Source organism: Paenibacillus ginsengihumi DSM 21568 (genome assembly GCF_000380965.1).
GTDB lineage: Bacteria > Bacillota > Bacilli > Paenibacillales > NBRC-103111 > Paenibacillus_G > Paenibacillus_G ginsengihumi.
In genome coordinates this window covers 36,605-60,393 of sequence record NZ_KB905568.1, presented here as the reverse complement: position 1 = coordinate 60,393, position 23,789 = coordinate 36,605, and the positions used below count along the sequence as shown (strand labels likewise).

The 23,789-nt window shown below is 59.6% G+C and carries 20 protein-coding genes; 5 read left to right on the top strand and 15 right to left on the bottom strand.

The genetic code is table 11. From position 1 onward, the window contains the following. Window positions 1-43 precede the first annotated feature (43 nt). Both F591_RS0112580 and F591_RS0112570 read left to right on the top strand, forming a co-directional pair. Window positions 44-1,462 carry an RsmF rRNA methyltransferase first C-terminal domain-containing protein gene (locus tag F591_RS0112580; protein ID WP_019534961.1) on the top strand — a complete coding sequence of 473 codons (1,419 nt, stop codon included), beginning with the start codon at window positions 44-46 and terminating at the stop codon, window positions 1,460-1,462. A 343-nt stretch (window positions 1,463-1,805) separates the two neighbouring features. Continuing rightward, window positions 1,806-2,300, top strand: coding sequence for a small multi-drug export protein (locus F591_RS0112570; protein ID WP_019534959.1), 495 nt, complete (start codon window positions 1,806-1,808; stop codon window positions 2,298-2,300). A gap of 175 nt (window positions 2,301-2,475) precedes the next feature. On the opposite strand, the gene F591_RS0112565 is transcribed toward F591_RS0112570, so the two are convergent. The 4 genes from F591_RS0112565 to F591_RS0112545 all read right to left on the bottom strand — a co-directional run bounded on the left by F591_RS0112565 (window position 2,476) and on the right by F591_RS0112545 (window position 6,717). Next, complete coding sequence (locus tag F591_RS0112565) at window positions 2,476-3,525, bottom strand: hypothetical protein (RefSeq protein ID WP_019534958.1); 1,050 nt, start codon at window positions 3,523-3,525, stop codon at window positions 2,476-2,478. A gap of 270 nt (window positions 3,526-3,795) precedes the next feature. Continuing rightward, window positions 3,796-4,095, bottom strand: a complete 300-nt coding sequence (locus F591_RS32280; RefSeq protein WP_026326574.1) for a hypothetical protein — start codon at window positions 4,093-4,095, stop codon at window positions 3,796-3,798. A 99-nt stretch (window positions 4,096-4,194) separates the two neighbouring features. Continuing rightward, window positions 4,195-4,941: a pseudouridine synthase gene (locus F591_RS0112550; protein ID WP_019534955.1), complete on the bottom strand. Its 747-nt coding sequence runs from the start codon at window positions 4,939-4,941 to the stop codon at window positions 4,195-4,197. Between the two features lie 3 nt (window positions 4,942-4,944). After that, window positions 4,945-6,717 (bottom strand): RsmB/NOP family class I SAM-dependent RNA methyltransferase, encoded by a 1,773-nt coding sequence (locus tag F591_RS0112545; protein ID WP_019534954.1) that lies wholly within the window; start codon window positions 6,715-6,717, stop codon window positions 4,945-4,947. Between the two features lie 444 nt (window positions 6,718-7,161). Here F591_RS0112545 and F591_RS0112540 point away from each other — a divergent pair, with 444 nt between their 5' ends. Beyond that, the gene (locus F591_RS0112540) at window positions 7,162-7,671 is read left to right on the top strand and encodes a thioredoxin family protein (protein WP_019534953.1); all 510 of its coding nucleotides are present in this window, start codon (window positions 7,162-7,164) and stop codon (window positions 7,669-7,671) included. Between the two features lie 136 nt (window positions 7,672-7,807). Here F591_RS0112540 and F591_RS0112535 read toward each other — a convergent pair whose 3' ends face one another. The 3 genes from F591_RS0112535 to F591_RS0112525 are packed head-to-tail and all read right to left on the bottom strand — an operon-like array spanning window position 7,808 to window position 10,194. After that, a complete protein-coding gene (locus F591_RS0112535; protein WP_019534952.1) occupies window positions 7,808-8,215 on the bottom strand; it encodes a DUF309 domain-containing protein in 408 nt (135 codons plus the stop codon). 58 nt (window positions 8,216-8,273) lie between these two features. Next, window positions 8,274-9,074 carry a GTP diphosphokinase gene (gene yjbM / locus F591_RS0112530; RefSeq protein WP_019534951.1) on the bottom strand — a complete coding sequence of 267 codons (801 nt, stop codon included), beginning with the start codon at window positions 9,072-9,074 and terminating at the stop codon, window positions 8,274-8,276. Window positions 9,075-9,090: 16 nt separating this feature from the next. Beyond that, window positions 9,091-10,194, bottom strand: coding sequence for a quinone-dependent dihydroorotate dehydrogenase (locus F591_RS0112525; RefSeq protein ID WP_019534950.1), 1,104 nt, complete (start codon window positions 10,192-10,194; stop codon window positions 9,091-9,093). A gap of 467 nt (window positions 10,195-10,661) precedes the next feature. Here F591_RS0112525 and F591_RS33265 point away from each other — a divergent pair, with 467 nt between their 5' ends. Beyond that, window positions 10,662-10,796: a hypothetical protein gene (locus F591_RS33265; RefSeq protein WP_019534949.1), complete on the top strand. Its 135-nt coding sequence runs from the start codon at window positions 10,662-10,664 to the stop codon at window positions 10,794-10,796. A gap of 19 nt (window positions 10,797-10,815) precedes the next feature. Here F591_RS33265 and F591_RS0112515 read toward each other — a convergent pair whose 3' ends face one another. The 8 genes from F591_RS0112515 to F591_RS0112480 form a co-directional block, all read right to left on the bottom strand. Then, on the bottom strand, window positions 10,816-12,231 hold the full coding sequence (locus tag F591_RS0112515) for a L,D-transpeptidase (RefSeq protein ID WP_019534948.1): 1,416 nt from the start codon (window positions 12,229-12,231) through the stop codon (window positions 10,816-10,818). A 57-nt stretch (window positions 12,232-12,288) separates the two neighbouring features. Next, complete coding sequence (locus F591_RS0112510) at window positions 12,289-13,188, bottom strand: sigma-70 family RNA polymerase sigma factor (RefSeq protein WP_019534947.1); 900 nt, start codon at window positions 13,186-13,188, stop codon at window positions 12,289-12,291. A gap of 237 nt (window positions 13,189-13,425) precedes the next feature. Further along, window positions 13,426-15,048 (bottom strand): stalk domain-containing protein, encoded by a 1,623-nt coding sequence (locus tag F591_RS0112505; RefSeq protein WP_019534946.1) that lies wholly within the window; start codon window positions 15,046-15,048, stop codon window positions 13,426-13,428. Window positions 15,049-15,068: 20 nt separating this feature from the next. After that, a complete protein-coding gene (locus F591_RS29580; protein ID WP_083935458.1) occupies window positions 15,069-17,717 on the bottom strand; it encodes a FecR domain-containing protein in 2,649 nt (882 codons plus the stop codon). After that, entirely contained in the window at window positions 17,714-19,516 is a 1,803-nt protein-coding gene (locus F591_RS0112495; RefSeq protein WP_019534944.1) for a CHASE2 domain-containing protein, read from the bottom strand. Before F591_RS0112495 ends, F591_RS29580 begins: the two co-directional genes overlap by 4 nt. Window positions 19,517-19,677: 161 nt before the next feature. Beyond that, complete coding sequence (locus F591_RS0112490) at window positions 19,678-19,914, bottom strand: ferredoxin (RefSeq protein ID WP_019534943.1); 237 nt, start codon at window positions 19,912-19,914, stop codon at window positions 19,678-19,680. 86 nt (window positions 19,915-20,000) lie between these two features. Beyond that, window positions 20,001-20,525 (bottom strand): molybdopterin-guanine dinucleotide biosynthesis protein B, encoded by a 525-nt coding sequence (gene mobB, locus F591_RS0112485; protein WP_026326572.1) that lies wholly within the window; start codon window positions 20,523-20,525, stop codon window positions 20,001-20,003. Then, complete coding sequence (locus F591_RS0112480) at window positions 20,518-21,861, bottom strand: DNA polymerase IV (RefSeq protein WP_019534941.1); 1,344 nt, start codon at window positions 21,859-21,861, stop codon at window positions 20,518-20,520. The genes mobB and F591_RS0112480 overlap by 8 nt, the downstream gene beginning before the upstream one ends. 203 nt (window positions 21,862-22,064) lie before the next feature. On the opposite strand from F591_RS0112480, the gene cimA reads away from it, so the two are divergent. Continuing rightward, window positions 22,065-23,684, top strand: coding sequence for a citramalate synthase (cimA, locus tag F591_RS0112475; protein ID WP_019534940.1), 1,620 nt, complete (start codon window positions 22,065-22,067; stop codon window positions 23,682-23,684). The last annotated feature ends 105 nt before the right edge of the window (window positions 23,685-23,789 follow it).

Here is a 23,789-nt window from a genome sequence, read left to right as displayed (position 1 = left end):
CTCTCAAGACAAAGATACGTTCGACATAAAGGAATGGTAAGCAATGTGTTCGTTAAGCATACAGCTCCCGGAAGCTTACGTCCGGCAGATGAGGGAACTGCTCGGCGGCGAGGAGGCGGAGCGCTTCCTGGCCAGCTACGGCCAGCCGCGAACCAGCGGCCTCCGCTTGAACCCGCTCAAGCTGGACCCGCAGGACGCCGCGCCGCTCAAGGAGCGCTTCGGCCTGGAGCCGGTGCCGTGGTGCCCGACGGGATTTTATTACGCGGAAGAAACGAGGCCCGGCAAGCATCCGTACCATGCCGCTGGCCTGTATTATATTCAGGAGCCTTCGGCCATGTCCTCCGCCGAGCTGCTGGAGCCGCAGCCGGGGGATATCGTGCTCGATCTGGCGGCAGCGCCGGGCGGCAAATCGACCCAGATCGCCGGCAAGCTGCAGGGCCGCGGGTTGCTCGTCGCCAATGAGATTCATCCCGCCCGTGCCAAGGCGCTGGCCGAGAACATCGAGCGCCTCGGCATCGCGAACGCCATAGTCACGAACGCCGGGCCCGACCAGCTGGAGAAGACGTTCCCCGGCTACTTTGACAAAATCATGCTGGATGCCCCCTGCTCCGGCGAAGGCATGTTTCGCAAAGATCCCGATGCGGTGCTTGAATGGTCTCCGGCTCATGTCCAGATGTGCGCCGCCCGCCAGCTCGACATCGCGCGTTCGGCCGTCCGCATGCTGAAGCCCGGCGGCAGGCTTGCCTATTCCACCTGCACCTTCAATGAGCAGGAGAACGAGGGGACCATCGAGCGCCTGCTATCGGAGTTTCCCCAGCTGAAGCTGGAGAAGACCGAGCGAATCTGGCCACATCGGCAGCGGGGCGAGGGGCATTTTGTCGCCGTGCTGGTGCTGGAGGCAGAGCTTGCTCCGCCTCCAGGCCCCGAACGCCCGACGCGCCAGACGGGCCGCCCGCGAAACGCTGCCGGTCGGCGTGCCCAAGCATCGCGCCCCGAAGAAGAAGCGATGCGGCTGTTCGGCCGCTTCGCCAAGGACAACCTGGCCGGCGGAGCCGACCTGCTGCCGCCGGGCGAGCCGCTGCTCTTCGGCGACCAGCTGTACTGGCTGCCCGTCGGCGAGGGGGCTGTCTTCAGCCCCGCCCTGCTGCAGGGGCTCAAAACGCCGCGGCCAGGGCTGCACCTGGCCGAAGTGAAGAAGGGCCTCGCCCGGCCGGCGCATGCGCTCGCCTTGGCGCTGCCGCGGGAGGACGCTGCGCTGCGGACGATCCGGCTGTCCTCGGACAGCGAGGAGGTGCACAGATACTTAAGCGGCGAATCGCTGACACTGCCCGTGCTTTCCACAGGCAGCGGGTGGACGCTCGTCACCGTCGACGGTTTCCCGCTCGGCTGGGGCAAGCATTCGGAAGGGCAGCTGAAGAACCATTATCCGAAAGGACTGCGCCGCCCGGCGCCGCACCGCTGATATACGGCATCCTGAACAGACTGTACCGCTGCTATTTTTCGGTACCCACTTCGGCATGGCTCAAGGTGATCGCTGCGCCCACCCGTTAAAAGAGGTCAGGCCGGGGAAGAAAACGGCTTCGTGATTTGGCATCCCTATAAAATCAGCACGGTGGCCGGAGCCGATCTGTTCCGCAAAAGCGAGGCGCTTGCCTGTGTACCTGCAATTTTACCTTCGCCGATCGAAATCGGGAAAATCCAGAAATAAAACTTTTTTTCGGAAATATATGTAACAAAGAAATTCTGGAGGCACGCCTGTTTTACTTATACACTTGTATACACTTGAAAATCAAAGGAGAGATATGATGACTGAAATTATCGAGCATATTTGGGAATATCTAGCTTTGTTTGGTTTGGCCGCAGCGCCGTGGCTCGAAGTATTCCTTGTAGTGCCTCTGGGCATCGCCTGGGGCTTGTCCCCGATCCCCGTCAGCATCGTCGGATTCATCGGCAACTGGATACCTGTTCTGCTGATCGGCTTCTTTTTCACTCAAATTTCCGGCTGGTGGAAACGGCGCCGCGCCCGCAAGCTCGGCATCAGCGAGGAGGAAGCTCTTACCTCGGGCAAAAAAATGTCCCGCGCCCGCAAAATTTGGGACCGCTACGGCACGCCAGGCCTTGCGCTGATCGCTCCGGTCATCGTCGGCACCGATATCGCGGCGCTGCTTGCGCTCGCCTTCGGCTCCTCCAAACGGTGGGTCATGCTTTGGATCACGATCGGTCTCGCGGCATGGACCGTCATCCTGGCCGTCGGCTCTTATTACGGCTTCGGCTATATCAAATTTTTGAAGCAGGGCTAAAGCATAGGAAAATCGCGCAAACGTCCCCGGGCCGTTAATGTGAACTGCTCCCTGTCAAATAGAAGGGGGCAGTTCAATGGCGCCGGGGGCGTATTTTTAGGGGAGCGAGGTCGGTCTGCTAGAACGGTTCGAACCAAAACGCGCAAGGAACACGACCCGCCTCTCGGGCTTTTTTTTAATGAACCTGCTCGGTTTCGAACAGCAATTCCTCAATCAGCCGGTTGTTGTGCATCATGCTGACATTGAACGTCTCGTAATCCTTCTCTTTATCCAGCTCCTGCATCAATAAAGCGGCAATCTGCTCCCGGCCTTCCTCGGTTCCCGGATCGCGGAAATCGACGAAGCCGGTCAGCTGCTTTTGGCTGATATCGATCGTAGCCGTGCCGATGGGCAGCCTTCCGCGGGACCGCTCGTAGATCTCGTAATGGAGCACGTCCCCGTCGTCTCTGACCAGAGCAACCGAATAGGGCGAAGACTCCCCTTCCAGCGAATAGGCATCATCTCCGGCCTGCGGCAGGTCTTCCTCGTCCTCCAGCAGCTCCTCGTGCGCCAGCTCGATCGTCTCGATCAGCTCATCCCCATGCCTCATCTCGATCGCAAACGAATCGATTTCTTTTTCATCGAAATCGCGGACGATCAAGTCTGCGACGATGTCCAAATCGTCTTCCTCCGGCATCATCATCCATTTGACCGTTCCGTTCACCTGACGGCCGACGATGCTCATGAACGCTTCGGCCACCCATTCCTCGTCCGCGCCGTAAACATGATACTCCACGGCGTTGCGCGATTCGCCGACAATGACCAGCTCGTAATCCTGCATCGTATATTCGTCCCGTTCGCCCGTTCCCTCGTCGCCAAACCGAGTGTTGTCGTCCACCCAAATCACTTCGGTGTCCCGGTCTTCTTCTTCGCCGAGGCTCAGGTCTTCCTCCATCTCGCTTTCCGAGGCCAGCACATGATCGAAGCTGCTGAAAGTAACCATCACCTCGCACTTCGAGATGTTCATCGCATCGACCAATGCCTGCACATATTCATGCACCTGCTCGCTTACATCGTCCTTTTCCCGCTCGGACAGCGCCTCTTGTTCCAATTGGAGCGACCCGGCCATCCGGTCGGAATCCCGGTAAACTAACGTAAGCGTGCCCACAAACCGATTGTTGTACAATATGTCGTTAACCTCGCCTCCGGCCGTTCTGATATCCGGCCTTAGCTTCATGGATGCCATGAGCGTCGCCTCCAAAGGATGTCAGGATTGAATCGGCCCGCAGGGCCAATATGGATAGCATATCCCGTCCTGGATCAAGCTATGCCCTTCGGTTCGCAATCGGCGGGAGGCGATACTCCAGCATCCCGTTTGCCGGCCGCCAGCATTTCCTTCCCGGCAGCTTCCTTCATTCGCATGAATCTGAACCGGAACCGGACGAACGTCCTGCCTGTTCCCGCTTCGGCTGATATCACAGCGACTTCCCCCCAAAGGATGCGGCCCCTCGCTTTTTTAGTGATTTACGAGGTTGCCCTTTCCACCGCATTGGCCGCATTCGCTTGCATCCACCACATCCACTGCACCTACCACATCCACTGCATTCACTGCATCCACCACATCCGCCACATCCACTGCATCCGCCGCATCCACCACATCCACTGCATTCACTGCATCCGCCGCATCCACCACATCCGCCGCATTCACTGCATCCGCCGCATCCACCACATCCGCCGCATTCACTGCATCCGCCGCATCCACCACATCCGCCGCATCCACTGCATCCGCCGCATCCACCACATCCGCCGCATCCACTGCATCCGCCGCAAATCCAGGCAAGCCAAATAGCTCGCGAGCGGCCGTTTCGCCGCGTGCCGGCAATATTCCGTCAACGATGCGGCGACCGTTCAGCGGTTACGCCTCATTGCCTTTGATCAGCCGCTCCAGCTCCTCCGCCGTCAGCTCCCGGTATTCGCCAGGCCCGAGCCGCTCGTCCAGGGCAAGCGTCCCCATCGAAAGCCGCTTCAAATAAACGACCCGCTTGCCGACGGCCTGGAACATCCGCTTTACTTGATGAAATTTGCCCTCGACGATCGTCAGCTCGATTCGGGACAGCTCCTCCGTTTCCGGACTGCCGGAATGCAAAATCCTAAGCTTGGCCGGCAGCGTAACATACCCATCATCCAGCGTCACTCCTTGCGCGAACGCCTGCGCATCGCTCTCGCCGACTTGTCCCTCAACTTCCGCGTAGTATGTTTTCGGGACATGCTTCTTCGGCGATAGCAGCTGATGCGCCAGCTTGCCGTCGTTGGTGAGCAGCAGCAGCCCTTCCGTATCCTTGTCGAGCCGGCCGACGGGAAAAAGCTCGTAATGACCGTATTCGTCCGCCACGAGATCGATCACCGTCCGTTCCCTCACATCCTCCGTGGCCGAGACATACCCGGGCGGCTTGTTCAGCATAACGTAGACGAATTCCTTGTACATGACCGCCTCGCCGTCTACCGTAATCCGATGGCGGTCCGGATCGATCTGCATGCCGCTGTCCTTCGCAGGCTTGCCGTCCACCGCCACGGCCTTGGCCTTGATCAGCTTTTTGATGTCGCTGCGCGAGCCGTAGCCGGCATGCGCCAGCAGCTTGTCCAGCCGCATCGTCTTCTTCATTGCCTATGTCCACCTCCATCCGGGAGGATATTCGTTCTTCAGCAGGCCGTCCTGCCATTTGGCCCAGCCCAAAGGATAATCGCCCGCACATACGAGCGCGTAGCCTTTGGCTTGAGCCCGCTCGCCGGCCAGGCGAAGCTCCTCCTTCGCCAGCGAGATCGTCTCGCCGCGCAGGTAGCGGATGACGCGCTCGTCGCCCAGGGGAAGGCGGGCGGAGCGCAGCGCTTCATCGGCCTTGAGGCCAAGCGCGAGCGCATGCGCCGGCTCGAACCGTCCCCGGCGCGCGCTGCCGAGGTACCAGCCGGGGCGGATGACGCGGATGCCGGCCAACTCCGGCAGCCCGGCCGGCGCGGCGCACAGGTGCTCGCCGCGTACGAGCGGCTCCGCTATAAGCCCGGCCGCCGGCACGGCAAGCTGTTCCGCAGCGAACTGGCGGAACAGCTCCAGCGCGTCGGCGGACGCGGAGCCGCTATGCGGCGCTCGTCCGCCGCGGCGCTCCGGGCGCGCGCCCCGATCCTGGCCGCCCGCGGCGCGGCCCCGCCCGGCGGCGATTCGCTCCGCGCGCCCGCGTCCGGCAGGCGCGGCGTCGGCCCCGCGCTTGCCGCCGGCCGTGGCCGCCGAGCCGCCGCCCGCCGCCCGCTCAGCGGCAGTCCGCCCGGCTGCCTCATCGCCGCGCGCGCCCGCCGGGCTTGCCCCCGCCTCCGGCTCCGGCTCCAGCCGCATAGCTGCACCGGCTCCCTCGCCCGTTCGGGCAAGGCCCGATCCGGCGAGGCCGCCCGCTGCCGCTGCTGCACACGCTGCAGGCCCTCCCGGCGGCGCTTGTCCGCCGCGGATATCTAGTCCGCGACGCTCAAGCGCCGCCGCAAAATGGCCTTCCCCGCGCAGTCGGTGCGGCCACAGCCGGGCCGTGCGCACCGTCTCGCCGGCCCGGCGTCCTTCGGCCCAATCCGGCCGGCCAGGCAGCCAATCCTCGCGTCCGGCCGCCGTCCCGCTGCCCGTCTCCACGGCCGCAAATTCCGGATGCTCGTCCAAAAATGCCGCGATCATCCGCTCGTTTTCTTCCGGCGAGAAGGTGCACGTGGAATAGACGAGCCGCCCTCCCGGCTTCAGCATCGCCGCCGCCTGACGGAGCAGCTGGCGCTGCATTTCGGCATATTTGTCCGTCCAGTCGGGCCGCCACGCCTTCGCCATATCCTCTTCCTTGCGGAACATGCCTTCTCCCGAACAGGGAGCGTCGATCAAGATTTTGTCGAACCAATCCTTGAACGCATGCTGCAGCTTGCCCGGATCGTCGTTCAGCACGACCGCGTTGCGCACGCCGGACAGCTCGATATTTTTGACCAAGGCCTTCACCCGGTCCGGATGCACGTCGTTGACGACGAGCACGCCCTGGCCGCCCAGCTTGGCGGCGATTTGCGTCGATTTGCCCCCCGGGGCCGCGCACAGATCGAGCACTCGGTCGCCGGGAAGCACGTCCAGCAGCTCCACGGGCGCCATCGCGCTCGGCTCCTGGATATAATACAGGCCGGCATGATACAGCGGATGCTTGCCTGGCCGGTCCGCCTCGCTATAATAAAATCCGGTCGGACACCAAGGAACCGGCTGCAGGCCGACCCCGGCTATCTCCTGCAATGCGTCAGGAGAAATCTTCAGCGTATTGACCCTCAGTCCGTACTGCCGCTGCTCCTTATAAGAAGCCAAAAAATCCGGGAAACCGTCCCCAAGCAGCCGCTCCATCCGGCCCAGGAACGTTCCCGGCAGCATATCAGTCCCCATGTCACCACTCGCCTTTGCTGTTTATGTCTCGTCGCCCAAAGCCTTCAAGCTTAGCAAAACATTCTCAAACTACTATAAGCGGACCGTTCAAGCTCATCATCCGGGCAATTCCTGTCCTGCGGTCGGTCGCCAATATGTCAAATTATAATATATAGCCGTCCCGTTTGCATCAGGTCCATATGAGCGGTTTCCTAAAGCGCTGCCAGCTCGGCCGAACCAGACCGGGAGCCCGACTGGCTGTCCGGCTTCAAGCGGATGCCGCAGGCGAGTTCCGGACGTTTTATTGGCGCCTTGCGAAGCGCCGGAGAGATCCGGTGTCGCAATTATTTCAAATTTGAGGTATGATATCAGGCAGGAATCTCCGCGCTCAGCGAAGAATGGTTATAGGATGGGCGCAACTTTCATTATCCCGTGCAATCCCGTGCAGAAATGAGGTGAATCGAAATGAAGAAGCTGCTGATTTTCTTATCTGTTATCGTCGTCCTGTTCGCCGCGCTGTTTGTTCTCAATCAGCAAGCCAACAAGGCGAAATACGCCAAATACGAAAACAACGTGTACGGCATCGCTCCGCAGGATCTGCATCCCGAAACGCTGAAGCTGCTGGACGATCCGAATTATCAAAATATTATTTTGCCTAACGAGCTGCAGACAAGAATCGACAACAAGGAATCGTTCTTCGTCTATTATTTCGCTTCGACCTGCCCGCACTGCAAGCGGACAACGCCGATCCTTGCGCCGATGGCCAAGGAGATGGGCATCGACGTCAAGCAGTTCAACCTGGAGGAATTCCCGGACGCCTGGGACAAAAATAATATTCAGTATACGCCGACGCTCGTTTATTATAAGGACGGCGTCGAAGCGGAGCGCATGGAGGGAGGCATCTCTGTCTCCGGCGAACCGGGCCATCCGCAAGATGCGTACAAGCAGTTCCTGGAGAAGCATAACGCCAAGTAACGTTTCAAGCAAAAACCTCCATTGCCGCCAGAGTAGCGGCTGGAGGTTTTTTTCGGTTTATGCGCTAAAACGCCATCGGACGCAAGCAGCAGCCGGAAACCAGCGAATCGGCAAGGCGCGCTATTTTCCAAAGATATCATTCCGTTGCGCTGCCCGCCAGCCGTTCGACGGCCGTCCGCAGCTTGGAGTCGAGGATGACGATATCGAGATCGTAAGGCTCGAACGGCTCATCCATGGCGCGGCTTAGCTTCCGGTAATAGGTACGGCTGTCGTTCACCAGCTTCTCCAGATCGATGCCGAGCCTTTCGTCCTGCACGCCCTCCAGCTTGTCGAGCGCCTGCGCGAACAGCTTGATCGCCCCGTTCCGGTTGCCGTTCGCATCGTGGTACAATCCGACGGCGACCTGCAGCAGCCCTTGGTAGACCGGATCGCGGCCTTCCTCGAGCCACAGCTCCTCCATCACCTCATGGCACTCGAAATAATCGCGCTCAATATTGAAATAATGTATAAACTGTACGTACAAAGGATCATAATCGCGATTCATCGCCTCAACCCTCCAGCCTCCGCGTCTTCCGGCAGTGCCCGCCTAGTTACGGGCTTTTTTACGGGCTCTTCGCAGCCGCCCTGCGGATCGCTTCCTCGATATCGTGCAAGAGCTCCTTGAAATGCCATACGTCGTCGATATCCCACAGCTCGTTGAAGCGCATTTGGAACTGGGCCGCCTCCCGCACGCGATGGAAATAGTACAGCCGCTGAATGCCGCTTAGCACCTGGGACACGATTCGCGATTTGTCCTCGAACAGCTTTTGCGCCTCCATAATCTCGTCGCGGATGCTGCTCATTTCCCGGTCGAGCAGATAAGCCGCTTCCGCTGCCCTGCTCAGCCTTTCCACCACCTGCTCAGGCAGCTTCTCGCGGTATTTGTAATTGAGGGAGTGCTCGATCGTCGCCCAAAAATTCATTGCCAGCGTGCGCAGCTGAATCTCCGCCAGCACCCGCTTCATCCCGAGCGCCGTCTGTACGGGGTACTCCACGATAATATGATAGCTGCGGTATCCGCTCGGCTTTTTGTTCGTCACGTAGTCTTTGACATACTTGACTGTCATATCCTCACGCGCCCGAATCAGCTCCGCCAGCGCTTCAATATCCTCCACAAATTGGCACATGATGCGGATGCCGGCGATATCCTCAATGCCCGTCTCGATATTTTCCATCGGCACGTTCAGCCGCTTCATTTTCTCGATAATGCTGGAGATGCGCTTGACGCGCCCGGTGACGAACTCAATCGGCGAGTATTCCTCCCGGTTTTTCAGCTCTGCGCGCAGCGTCTTGAACTTGACCTTCAGCTCTTCCACCGTCTGCTCGTAGGGCTGCAAAAACAATTTCCAGTCGCGTCCGTCCATCGGGTGTCCCTCCATTCTACTTGCCTTGATGCGCCGAACCGATCGCTTCGGACAGATGACGGAAGCCGTCCTGCTGAAGCCGCTGTCTCAATCCTTCGTTCAAACGTCTCAGCAAGCCTGGCCCTTCGTAAATTAATGCGGTATACACTTCTACCAGCGAGGCCCCTGCCCGTATTTTTTCATATGCGTCGTCCGCAGTGAAAATACCCCCCGAGCCGATAATCGGGATGCGCCCCTCTGTCAATCGATACAGCCGGGAGATAAGCTCCGTGGACCGGGCGGTAAGCGGACGGCCGCTAAGGCCTCCGGCTTCCACCCGATGCGGGTGCGTGAGCCCGTCTCTGGCGATCGTCGTATTCGAGGCGATAATCCCCGAGACGCCGCTGCTCATGATCGTCTCCGCCATATATTCCACTTCCTCGCTCCTTAGATCGGGAGCGATCTTGACGAGCACCGGCTTCTGCCGGCCGCCGAACCGGGCGTGCTGCTTGCCGATCTCGTCCTTCACCGCCGCCAGGAGGCGCGAAAGCTCGTCGCCGTGCTGCAGGTTGCGCAGATCCGGCGTGTTGGGGGAACTGATATTGACGACGAAAAAATCGCCGTATCCGTAAAGCGCCTGAATGCAGGCCCGGTAATCCTCTTCCGCCCGCTCGTTGGGCGTCGTTTTATTTTTGCCGATATTGATCGCCAGCGGCACCGTTCTGGCGGCTGCATTGCGCAGGTGGCGCTTCATCCCGTCGATACCGACGTTATTGAAGCCCATCCGGTTGATGAGCGCGCTGTCCTCCGGAAGCCGGAACAGGCGCGGCAGCTCGTTGCCCTGCTGGGGCTTCGGCGTGACGGTGCCGACCTCCATGAACCCGAACCCGATGCTGCAAAAGCCTGGCACCGCCTTGGCGTTCTTATCGAGACCGGCGGCCAGACCGACCGGATTGGGGAAGCGGATGCCCCACAGCTCCGATTCCAATTCCGGATAGACGGGGACGCCCCACATCGCCCGCAGCAGCCAGCGGCCTGGCTTGAAGCGGCTGATTGCATGCAGCCCGTTAATCGTCAGATGATGCGCTTTCTCCGGGTCCATCCTAAACAAAGCCGGTTTTGCAATATGCTTGTACAACATGACTTCTATTCTCCTTCGCCCGTACCGCTTGAAATATTCCTTTAGACAGTTTAGCGCTTTGCGCCGCAAAAATAAAGGTACCGTTCAGGAAAAAAACGCCGCGGCCGGGGCCGGCGCAATTCGCCGAAAAACGCATCCCAATTCCGCGGCAATATGCTACAATAGACGTATATCACTTCAGATAGACGCCTATGACGAACGACTCCTTCCGTCATCGGTCGTCACCTTCGGGGTTGAAATTTTGTCGGCGGATTATCGCCAAATTTCAAAATAGACGCCTATGACAAGCGCTTCCTTCGTCATCGGTCGTCACCTTCGGGGTTGAAATTTTGTCGGCGGATTACCGCCAAATTTCAAAATAGACGCCTATGACAAGCGCTTCCTTCGTCATCGGTCGTCACCTTCGGGGTTGAAATTTTGTCGGCGGATTACCGCCAAATTTCAAAATAGAAAGCGGGTCAGAAACGATGAAGAAAGTCAAACAGCCTTCGTATATGAAGCGCAAAGAGGACGGTCCGAACGTCAAGCTGATCGCTTGGGTCGGCGGCGGCTTCGCTGCCATTGTCATCCTGATGGCCGTGCTCTTAATCGTCAATCAATAAGCAGGCCGGCCGCATCGCTTTAATCGAGCCAACGGTACACTTTATCCGGGTTCGTCTCCTTGGTGAACAGCGGCAACTTGAACGGCTCGCCGGGACTGCGTCCGATGTCTGAAGGCAGCAGCCCGCTGCCGATCGTCACCCTCGTGCCGAGCGGCACCATGTCGAACAGCTCCTCGATGTCCTCCTTCAGCATGCGGACGCAGCCGAGCGATTCGTCCTTGCCGATGCTGGACGGCCGGTTCGTCCCGTGGATGGCATACTGCGTATCGGACAAGGTCATTCCCCGGCTGCCGAATTCGCCGTTCGACTTCCCGTTCGGGTTGCGGACCTTCTCCGAGATCGTGAACTCCCCTTCCGGCGTAGCCTCTCCTCCCAAGCCGACCGGGTAATTCCGCAGTATGACATTGCCGCTGACGACGGCCAGCCGATGCTGCCGTTTATCGACGATCAGGCGTATCGGCTCGGCCAGCGGCTCGCCCGATACCGACGGTTCGGCCGGAGCGGAAGGTGGCCGGGAGGCGGCCGCTCCGCTCGACCAGCTTCGGGCTGTCTGCTCGAGCGCCTGCCTCTCCTGCTCGTAGAGCTGCTGCATCGCCGGCGTCACGCCAGGCAGCACGTTATCCGGATACGGGCGGCTGAGCTGCTCCAGGCTGGCCGGCAAGCTGCCGTACCGCTGCGCGTAAGCGGCCAGCGCCGATTGCAGCACCGCCCTCTGCTCCTGGGCGGCCGTCCATGCGGTCAGCAGGCTTTGCGCGGCGGCGGCATCGGCCGGCTCGCATTCGCAACTGGCCGCGTCGTAATAGCGGATTTGCCGTTCGGCGGCGTCGTGTCCCGGTTCCACCGACAGCAGCGGGCTGGCCGGCTTCCACCAGCCGATCCAATTCCCCGGCTCGAGCGCTTCTCCGCCGGCCAGCAAGGCGCTTCGGCCGCTTCGCTGGCCGAGCAGCATTTCCTTGAGCGCCGAGCCTACCGATTCCTTCGATATGCCGGCAGACAAATAATAAATATCGGTCGGCGGAGCTTCGCCGGCGGGCACCGCCCCGGACGTCGCTGCGGCAGGCTCTTCCGCGTCCCGCTCCTCCAGCCCGGGAGCGTACAGGATAGCGGCAACCGCGAGCAGACCGAATACCGCCGTTCGCAACGCCTTATGCAGCCTTCTCCGCTTGTGCCGTCGCCGTTCCTCCCGGATATCGTTCAGCGTATCGTCCGGGATCACGATCTTCCGGTTTTCAAAGGCTTCGTACACTTCCCCGGCTTGCTCGTAGCAGTACATCGCTTTGCCGCGCTTGCCCTGCGCCTCGTATTCGCGGCCGAGCAAATACCAGGCCATCTTGTTGTCGGGGCGTTCGCGGACATATTTTTTCAAATAAAGGGGATCCTCGCGAAAAAACGATTTCAGCCTCTCATCCGAATCCTTCTCCTTCAAGGCGAACACATCCTTTGCACCTACTCCCCCCTATATCGGACGCCTCGCTTCCATTATGAAGGGTCTCTAGTCCTGAATCGTCCTGGGCCGCTCGTTCGCCAAATGTCGAAGCTTGTCCGGATTGAGGACGACATACACAGCACGAATCCGCTCGCCGCGCTCATCCCATCCGAAGCAGATCGCCTTCGCAGGTTTCCCGTCTTTAAGCAGCAAAAAGCCTTGCTCGCCGCCAAAACGGACGCGCCTTAGCTCGCCGCGGAAGAAATTGCCGCGCGCATACACGCCCTCCAAAAAAGCGGCAATCCGCCGGCGCGACAAGATCGGGAAGATGGCCGAGCGCACTTTGCCTCCTCCGTCCGTAATGAGGACGGCATCCTCTGTCACGAGCTTGAGAAAGTCGCCGAACTGTCCCGTCTTCGCCGCCAAGGCGAACGCGTCGGCCAGCTGCTCCGCCGTTGCGGTCGCAGGGGCCAGCGATCGCTCCTGCTGCACTTTGCGCCGGGCGCGGCTGAATATTTTGCGGCAGTTGACATCGGATTTTCCCAGCATTTCGCCGATTTCCCGGTAGTCGTAGTCCAGCGCTTCCTTCAATAGAAATACTGCCCGTTCCAGCGGGGACAGCCGCTGCAGCAGCACCACGAAAGCGTAGGACAGCGTCTCCTTCTTCTCGAAGCCGTCTGCCGGGTCTTCCCCTTCCCCTTCTCCAACCCGCTGCAGCTCGGGAAGCCATTCTCCGATATATGCCTCCCTTTGCCTTCGCGAAGATTTCAGCACGTTCAGGCAGCGGTTCGTCGTCATTTTCACCAAATAAGCCCGCTCGTTGTCCACGTCCTCCCACCGGACGCGGTCCAGCGACAAGAACAGATCGTGCACGAGATCTTCGGCATCGGCGACAGAGCCGAGCATCCGGTAGGCAATCGCCTGCAGCAGCCGTTTATAGCGCTGGTATATCGTGTCCAGTTCCATCTTGGCAGCTCTCCCTGTACCCGTTGTATCCGGACTAATCGTGGTCAGTTGATGATGATTGATAAGCAAATATTCAGCAGCGAAAAAGACGACTGATGACGAGAAGATTCGCTTGTCATCGGCGCCTATATTGGCAAACGTCTGTAGACGGAACGCGGGCCCTCGTCCTGTCCGCGCTGGACGCTTATAGCTATGAGCGAACGAATACCGGCTTATCGCTCGGCCTTCGCAAGCTCCTTAAGGCCGGATCGCGGCCGGATGGCGCAGGATCGCTGTTCGGGTCGCTTCGTCCCATTGAACGTCCAACCCGGCCGCCTCCGCGAAAAAGCGAATCGGGACGAAGACGAGATCCTGCTGGATGAACGGAGCGGTATCCGTTTCGATCACGGCCTCCGGCTGTCCTCTGACGAGCCGGCGAATGCTGTTCTGTCCCACCTGCAGCTTGACCGTCTCGCCGTCGCGGGACAAGCTTGCTACGCCGTCCGCTGCGTCGTAATCAACGCCGTAGCCGAGCGCCTCGCCGAGCGCCCGGACCGGCGCCACCGCTCGGGTGCCCACGATTTCCGGCTCCGCTGCGAACTCGATCAGGCGCTCATCGAGCGCGACCTTGATTCGATCATCTGCGGCGCTCCCTGCCGGGAGCCGGTACGGAGCGAGCTCGCGAATCTTGTTGTTGAAGCAGTCCGCAACCAGCACAGTGCCATCCTGCTTGACGGCGATATCTATCGGGCGGGCGAACCTTGCCCCGGTCTCGGTACCGTCGGTCTCTCCGCTTTCCCGGTCGCGGGAGCCGGCCAGCGTCGTGACCTCGCCGCCGATCAAATAACGGATCGCGTGATTTTCGCTGTCCGCGATCAGCAGCCCGCCCTCCGCCGTCCATGCAAGGCCGCGCGGAAAACGGAACTTGGCCTCCAGCGCCGGACCGTCGGCATAATCGCCGGCGGCATACAGCGCATTGTCTTCATAGATGCCCTTACAGCTATGGCAAACCGCCGAACCCGCCACCGTCGTAACCGTCCGCTGCCGCAGATCGATATAGCGGATGAGCTGGTTGCCGGAGTCGCTCACGTACAGATTGCCCTTGTCGTCCAACACGAGGCTCGTCGGCTCGTTGAATAACGCCCCGGCAAGCTCCCCGTCCCGGTAATCTCCCGCGAAGACGGCCTGGCCCGGCGTCGCCTCGACAACGCGGCTGGATTTCGCATTCAGCGTCGCGACCCGGCCGTCCGGAGCAATAGCCCGGATCGCGTGGTTCAGCGTATCCGCGACATACAGCGTGCCGTCGGAAGCGACCGCCACATCGGACGGTGCGTAGAACGACGCTTCCCGGCCCGCCCCGTCGCGAAAACCGAGGACGCCGCTGCCGGCCACCGTCGAGACATTGCCCGAGGGATCGATGCGGCGGATCGCATGATTGCCGGCGTCAGCTACGTACACGCTGCCGTCGCTGCCTACCGCCATACCCTGCGGGTCATGGAACAGCGAGCGGTCGGCCGCTCCGTCCAGCAAGCCGCCGAGCGGCAAGCCGATGTCGTCCTTGTCGTACAGCACGCCAGCTCTCGTGCTGACCCGCCCATCCGGCTCCAGCGTGCGGATTAGGTGGTTGCGGGAGTCTGCCACAAGCACCGTGCCGTCCTGCTCCACAGCCAGACCGGCAGGCTGCCGGAAAGAGGCGGCCAATCCGGCTCCTTCGCGGTGCAAGAAGCTTCCTTCTCCTGCAGCCGTCTGTACCCGCACCATCCATCCGCCGTCTCCGTTCCGCATGACGGGGCCGGGGAAGGGCGCGGCCGAGGCGGCTCCGGTTCCTGCGAACAACAGCAGCAGACAAGCGGCCGCGCTCCATGTCAAATTCCGTATCATAGTGGACTCCCTCCGCGTGTTCACTTTGCGCTCACCATAATCGTCAAAGCAGTTCCAAGCTCAAAGACGGTTTGTCCGCTGCGGTCGACCGCTTGGAAATACAGCAGCCGCACCGGTTCCTTGTCGGCCGCCGATTCGCCGACCTTTAGCGGAATGCTCACCAGCTTTCGCCGCCCTTCCACGGCAATATTGCCGTCATCGCTGCCGGATGGAATCCGGATAGCCGTATAGATCAGCATGTTCTCCGTACGACCGGCGATCTGGCTCAGCATTTCGCACGTATTCTCGCCGTCAAAGACGGTGCCTTCCTCATCCTGCAGCTTATCCGGCCCTGTATACTGAAGACCGTGGCCGTATGAGAGATGGACTTGAAGCGCATATAGCTCGTGCTTGCCGACGAAATCGATCAAATCGAGCTGAAGCTTGACTTGACCGTTCTCCGGCGCCTCAGGCTGGAACAGGATCAGCATCGGTTCGGCCGGCGCGGTGGATTGAACCGAAATATCAGGCACCGGAACGGACTTGCGGCCGCGAAGACCTTGCTTTTCCGTGTACAAGGCAAGTCCGCTGTAGACGCCGTCGGGCAGAGGAAGCACCGCCGGCTGCTCGCCAAGTCCGGCAGTGCGGACAAGCTCGGCGCCGTCCTTAACAAGCACGAGCTCGCTGCCGACCGGCGCCGCCGCCTCGATGCGAATCGTTCCAGGCGCAAAAGCCGTCGGCTCCGCAGGGCTTATCAGCCGAGGCTCGCCGGGCTCGACAACCGTGATGGCGGGAAGCGCCGTCGGCTCGCTTTGGGCCCCGTTGTGCACCGTTCTGGCCGTCAAGCGGTACGTTCCTTCCGGGAGCTCGCCCAGCGGCATGTCTACCACGGCATCGCCGGCGCCGGCTGCCGTGGCGAGCGTCTGTTCTCCGTCGTCGATGCGAATCTTCGCGCCGGCCGGAGCTTTCAGCTTCACAACGACCGGATTCAACGTCGCAAGCGGCTTCCAGGGGGCGACCAACACCGGCGCGTCAGGGCGCGTTGTGCCCGGAACGGGGGCGGGATTCGGCTCCGGTGTCGGGTTCGGATGCGGGTTCGGTTCCGGATTCGGCGTCGGTTCTGGATTCGGTTCCGGGTTCGGATGCGGGTTCGGTTCCGGGTTCGGATGCGGGTTCGGTTCCGGATTCGGCGTCGGCTCCGGTGTCGGGTTCGGATTCGGGGTTGGATTCGGGGTTGGATTCGGCTCCGAATCATCGGAATCCTCCGAATCGTTCCAATCATCCGATTCATCTGAAACGTCCGCATCGTCAGGGCCGGAATTCGAGCCGGCTTCCGTTACGCCGCCTGAGCCGCTATCCGGGCGCCCGGAAAGATCGGCAGGTGCCGTTGCGCCGCCCGATCTCGACTGCTCGTTCCGTTTGGCCGCCGCCTCGAACCGCTGCTTCTCTTCGCCGCTCAATTGCTCGAGCAGGGCGACGGCGGCCTGCCCGCTTTCTTCCTCCTCCGCCAGGCGGTTTTGTTCCTCCAGCCGCTTCCGGTCGTCCTCGATCCGCGGCAGCAAACTTGTCAACCTCGCTTGATTTTCCCGGATCAGACGGTTCTCCGCATCGACCGGGTTGGCGGTGTCGACTTGATTTTGCAGCTGCCGGATCGCCGGATCGATTCCCGCCGAACGATCGAAATCCGGCACTTGATGCAAATCGATTTTTCTCGCGGGATCGGAGATTTGCTCGTTGATCTCGTCGATCAGGCGGGGATCGAGCTTCTTGCCGGCGACCGCCGCTTTCGCAAGATTCGGCAGGAACGCATCATAGTTGCCCGCCACCTTGTTCAGCGTCGCGTCATCCGGTATATGCAGGACGGAATCGTCGTCCGGCGAGCTATGTCCTTGCTCAAGCGCATTCCGCAATCGCTCCAGCACCTGCTCGTTCTCTTGCTGAATATCGTTCGCATTGCGCAGCATCGCCTCCAGCACCTTCGGCGAAGCCAGCTCCGCGATGCGGGACGAATCCATATATTCCACTTTGGCTTTAAGCGGCTTCGCTGCCGTCCGGGAATTCAGGTCGATTTGCATACCGGGATAAACCGTGACGGAATTCAAGGAAGCCTCCGGCGAACCGCTATTCGCAGAAGCTCCGCTCGTCCTTGCTTGCACGATGCCCGTGCCGGTCAGCATCACCGTCCGGCCCGTTAACGGATCGACGGCCATGAAGAGCTGCGTCCCTCGCACACCCATAATGACCGTCGGCGTCTCCACCTCGAATTCGTCCTCCCCGCTGACGAGCGATTTCACCTTGGACCACAAGCTGCCTGTCCACTGCTTGAATTTGGACGACTTGCCGCCTTGCTCCGACAATTCAGCGATATAGACCTCCGCATTCTCTCCGATCGTCACCTCGTCCCCGCGATCGGCGGTGCGCAGCACGACATAGGCCGATTGGCCCGTTATCAGCACATCTCCCTGATTGAGGCTCATATTTTTGTAGACCGCGTATGTTTTGAGGCCGCCCGCTTTCTTGACGCTGACCTCCCCGGATACTTCCGAGACGATCGCCGCACGGGATGTCTTCGCTTGCGCAGAAGGGGGGAACCCGGTCGCGGCAACCGTCCACAGCAGCGCAAATGACAATAAAATCTGCAATAAAGACCGGAATATGCCGCGGCTTGTGCCGGCCTGTATTTCCATCATGATGCCCCCTTTGTTCCTTTTACCTCATACAGCTTCACCGGCCAGCTTTTGCCCTTCATCAGCTTCTCGCCCACAAACTCGTAATCGAACGCATGCTTTGTCCTTTCGTAAGTCGCCTCCGACACCAATATTTGCCCCGATTCTGTATTGGATTCGATTCTCGCGGCCGTGTTGACGCTGTCGCCGATCGCCGTATAATCCACCCTTAGATAAGAGCCGATATTGCCGACGACCGCCTCTCCCGTATGAACGCCGATACCGCAGCTGATCGATACCCCGTATTTGTCCTGCACTTCGCTTCGCACCCGTTCCATGCCCCTCATAATTTCGTAGGCCGTCTTCACGGCAAGCTGCGGGTGATCCTCCACATCCAACGGAGCATTGAACAGGATCATCGCCGCGTCGCCGATAAACTTGTCGATCGTCCCGCGGTTGTCCAGCGCTCTCTCCGTCACGAGATTGAACATCAGGTTGAGCAGGTCGACGACCTCCTCCGGTTTCAGCTTCTCTGACAGCGAAGTGAAGCCGCGCACGTCGAGGAACAAAATCGTCAGCTCCTTGCTGACGCCGCCAAGCCGAATCTCCTGCCCGCTGCGGGCGATTTCCCTGACAAGATCGGGGGACAGGTAGCGGCCGAACTGGCGGGTTATGTAATTTTTTTGCTTCGTTTCAAAATACGTTTTTATTGCCATGTTGCCGGTATATGCCAGCAAACCGCTTATAGCCGCTTCTGTTAAGTCCCAATACTGGGAAGCATAGCGGAACACCGCGAACTGGCCTGCGAGCAGCACGGCAAGCAGGGCAAACACGCTGACAATCCCGGCGATCGCCTTCAATCTCCAGGTCAGCCACCCCGCAAGGGCCATGAAAAGCGCCGTCAAAAGAAGCGGCAGCGCCTTGGGCGGCACCGTAATCATACGCCCCTTCAAGATTTGATCCAAAATGTTCGCATGAGCGTATACGAGATGCATATTTCGCTCGACCGGAGTGACGCCCTGATCGTCGCCGGGAGCGGTATAGCCGACCAGTACGATGCGATCCTTGAACGCTTCGGCAGGAATCTGCCCGTCCAGAACATGAACGAAGGGCACTGTCTCAAAATCGCGCTCCGTCGCATCCCAGCCTATCAGCAATTCGCCTTTGGGCCTGCCGTCCATAAGAGGCGGGTCCAGGTAACGGTCGACCGGAACGCCCGCCAGCTGTGCAGCCGCCAGCGCCAAGGTCGGAAATGCGCCTTCCGGCGTCCGGATGAACAGCCAGTTCGAACGCATCGCGCCGTCGGCGTCAATAGCCGCGTTGATATGGGCTTTATGTACATGCTCTCTGAACATCGGAATCGGCTGCTCGACACCTGCGGCGGTCAGCATTTCTCCTGCCTTCACTTTGGTGGAACGGACAAAATCGTTCTCCAGCACGGCATGGGATGGAAAAATAATATTGTCATGCTTGGCCAATTCATCCGCCAGCGCCCGGTCGCTCTCCGGGTTTGCTCCGTCCGTGTAAAATTCGATATCAAAAGCGATGACCTTCGCCCCCGCGCTCTCCAACTGTCGAATCAACTCCGCGTACAGTTTGCGGTCCCAGGGATAAGGCCCCATTTCCTTCAGCGACAGCGTATCGATGCCAACTACGATGATATCTCCGTGCGGCGCATGCGACATCGACTGACGAAGCTGAAAGTCGTACATGCCGCCTGACAGCACCTTTAGCGCTCCGGTCAGCAGCAGCATCACGCATAATAGTACAATAATCGCATTTCCCAGGGCGATGATGGCAGCTTTTTTCATCCCCTCGCTCACAAAATTAGGCCCCCTGACACGCTCGCTTATAAAATCAGCCCGAAATTGTATGTATTTTCTATATTACCATAACTAGACCAGGAAGAAGCCGCAAATTTACGAAAAAAGCCTGCTTCCATCCTCCGGAAGCAGACTTTCGGGAAACTGAAGATATAGCCGAATCAGTTATTGAAAGGAGAATCGGCAACTTTGATCGAGTCTGTCGGGCAGCCGTCTTGCGCATCCTGCAGATCGTCGTACAGATCCTCCGGAATTTCCGTTACGCCTCTGTTGCCGTCGTTCTCGTAAATGACTTCCGCCAAACCTTCGTCGTCGTAGTCGTAGATGTCCGGAGCTGTAGCGCCGCAAGCGCCGCAGGCGATACAGGTCTCTTTATCTACCCATGTGTATTTAGCCATATCTAATATCCTCCCTCTAATGTGTAACCTCATCCTAAAATATAATATAAATCCGTATAAAGTTCAAATAGAAATGTAGCCAAAAGCTAACCTGAAGCTTCCATGTGCCTGACGATAAATGCGGCGATCTCCCCGATCTCGTCAGGATGAAAGACGGGGCATGCGGGCGCTTCCTCCGCATCGCTTGCGCAAGTCGTAACCCAGGCGATCGGCGGCGAGGCCAATTCGCGAAGCACGGCCGCCTGCTCCCGGCTGCGGAATACGGCGACCATCGGGTGGCTGCCGCGCTTGAAGCCTTCGATCAGGACAAGATCGCATTCGCCCTCCAGCCCGGCGATCACCTCTTCCAGCGTCGCTCTGCTCCGTCTGAACTTCCTGACAGCGGCCCGGGACATGACGACGACCGCATCGGCCCCCGAACGGATGAACGTCTCGGAATCGGAGCCCTCTGCTTCGCGGTAATGGTCGTGGCCGTCGTGCTTGATGACCGCAGGGCGCAATCCTCGCTCCTTCAAGCGGGGCACCAGCCTGGCGATCAGCGTCGTCTTCCCGCTGTTCGAGAAGCCGGCAAAGCCGACGACCGTCACCTGGCGCTGTGCCGCTTCATTCATATTTCCGGCTTCCCGGCTCGTCATCCTCATACAGCCTCCGTTCCTTCAAATGATCCATTTGGAGAGAAGTGCCTCTGATTTTTTTGTTGCGGATCAAGGCCGAGGGATCGTCTCCCAGCATGCCTGCGGTCAGCAAAGCCGACTCTCCGAAGCGGTCCCGAAGCTCGTCCATCGTCCGGGTCAGCTTCTCCTTGACCGCGCTTTTTTCATAATCGAACAGGTCGAGCTGCACGGCCGTCTCCGTTCGCGGCGACAGCCCCTGAAGCGTAACGCCGAGCAGCCGCGCCGGCTTGCCCTCGGGCCAATGCCGATCGTACAGCCTGCAGGCGGCGCGGTGAAATTCCAGCGAATCCTCCGATGGAGCCTGCAGCTTCATCGCCCGCGTAATGGTCTTCATCTCCGTGTCGCGGATCGTAATCTGCACCGTTTGAGCCATCAGCCCTTGCCTGCGCAGCCGCCGCCCGACCTGATCGGCCAAATTGAGAAATACGCGGTGGGCCTCGCTCCGTTCGACAACATCCTTGGGCAGCGTCGTCGTATGCCCGATCGACTTGCTCTGCTCCTGCTCGGGGTTGACCGGCGAATCGTCCTCTCCCCGCGCCGCGCGGATCAGCGCCTTGCCCATGACGCCGAACTGCTCCGTGAGCAACCCCTCGTCAGCCCGGGCCAAAGCGCCGAGCGTGTGAATGTTCAGCCGCTTCAGCTTCTCGGCCGTTTTGCGCCCGATGCCAAACAGCTCCGCGCACGGACGAGGCCACAGGACGGCCGGCACGTCGCGCTTGCGCAGCACGAACAGGCCGTTCGGCTTCTTCATGTCCGACGCCATCTTGGCCAGCAGCTTGTTCGGGGCGACGCCGATCGAGCAGGGCAAATGCAGCTCGCTGCGGATGCGCGACTGGATCGTCCGGGCAATGTCGAGCGGCGTTCCGAACGCCTTGGAGCCGGTGATGTCGACATAGCATTCGTCGATCGATACCGCTTCGACCAAGGGGGAATATTCGTAAGCGAGCTTCATGAACCGTCTGGAAAACTGCCGGTACAGATCGAAATCCGGCGCAATCAGCAGCAGCTCGGGGCACAAACGCTTGGCCTCGCGCACGGTCATGCCCGTTTTGACGCCGAATTTTCTGGCCGCGTACGAGCATGTCACGACGATCCCCCGCCGCAGCTCCACGCTCCCGGCGACGGCGATCGGCTTGCCGCGGTATTTGTCCGGCTCTACCGCCTCGTGCACCGAACAATAAAAAGCGTTCATATCGATATGCAGGATGACTCTGCCGCTTACGGGATACGCGCGCCGGACGCTGTCTTTGTCTTCATCCGGGAACCGTTCCATGGCATTCGCCTCCGTACGATAGGATGATCCGTACGACAAGCATACCGCTCCATCTGGCGCTTGGTCAAGAAACGGCGCTGTCCGGCAGGGAAGAATCCGGCGGGGAAGAATAGAAACAGTGCTGTCCAGCGGGGAGGAATGTGATATAATAGTATACATTATCCTTTGGAGATCAGCTTTATTGTAGAATCAGGAGGACGGTCATGGCCAACACGGTAAAAATCTTCGACACCACGCTTCGCGACGGAACTCAAGGCGAGGGCATCAGCCTATCCGTTGAAGACAAATTAAAAATCGCCCAGAAGCTCGATGCGCTGGGCGTCTCCTATATTGAAGGCGGCTGGCCGGGCAGCAACCAGAAGGACATCGAGTTTTTCCACCGGGTGAAGGAGCTGAAGCTCAGGCATGCCAAAATTACCGCTTTCGGGAGCACGCGGCGCAAAGATACGCTGCCCGAAAACGACCTGAATCTGAACCGGATTTTGGAGGTCGGCGTCTCCGTTGCCACCATCTTCGGCAAATCGTGGGATTTCCATGTGCACAAGGCTATTCAGACGACGCTGGAAGAGAACCTGGCCATGATCTACGATTCCGTCAAATTTTTGAAAAGCCACGGACTTGAAGTCATTTATGACGGAGAGCATTTCTTCGACGGCTACAAGAACAACCCCGAATATGCGCTGGCGACGATCAAGAAAGCGGAAGAGGCCGGCGCAGACTGGATCGTTCTGTGCGATACGAACGGAGGCTCGCTGCCGCACGAGGTGACGGAAATCGTCCGCGTCGTGAAGCAGCATGTGAAGACGCCGATCGGCATTCATGCCCATAACGACTGCGAGCTCGGGGTTGCCAACAGCCTGGCGGCCGTCATGGCCGGAGCCGAGCAGGTGCAGGGAACGATCAACGGGTTCGGCGAACGGTGCGGCAATGCGAACCTCAGCTCGATTATCCCGAATTTGCAGCTTAAGCTTCATTATAATGTGATCAGCGAGGAGCAGCTCGCTTCGCTAACGGCGGTCGCGCGTTACGTCAGCGAGATTGCCAACATGCATATGCCGGTCAACCAGCCGTATGTCGGAGCGGCCGCATTCGCTCACAAGGGCGGCATTCACGTCTCCGCGATTTTGCGGCATCCCAGCACGTACGAGCATATCAAGCCAGAGCTGGTCGGCAACAAGCAGCGCGTGCTCGTCTCCGAGCTGGCAGGCCAGAGCAACCTGGTGTTCAAGGCGCAGGAGCTTGGACTGAACTTCGACGCAAGCAACGAGCAGACGAAGCAGCTTATCGAGCAGATCAAGCAGATGGAGCACCAGGGCTACCAGTTCGAAGGAGCGGACGCCTCGCTGGAGCTGCTGATGCGCAGCGCATACGGCAAGCTCGAGGAAGTGTTCACCGTCGAATCGTTCAAAATTTTGGTCAACAAGAGCGAGAATCAGCCGGTTGTCTCGGAAGCGATCGTCAAGCTGCGGATTCACGGCGAGACGGTATACAACGCGGCGGAAGGCAACGGACCTGTCAACGCGCTCGACAACGCGCTGCGCAAATGTCTCATCAAGCATTACCCGAAAATCGACCAGATGCATCTGTCCGATTACAAAGTGCGCGTCATGGACGAAAAAGGCGCGACAGCCGGCAAGGTGCGCGTCCTGATCGAGTCCACCGACTTCAACAATACGTGGAGCACGGTCGGCGTATCGACCAACGTGATCGAAGCGAGCTGGGAAGCGCTTATCGATTCCATGCGCTACGCGCTGATCGGCGAATCCAGCAGCCAAGAGGCGAAGGAAGCGCCGCGCGAGCGGCTTGGAGTAGTCAATCATTGAGTAGTCAATCATTGATCGGAAATCCATTTCAAGCAAGCTGTCCCTGGATCGGGGGCAGCTTGTTTAACTTCTCTTAAAGCTTGAGCAGAATCACCACTCCACCTG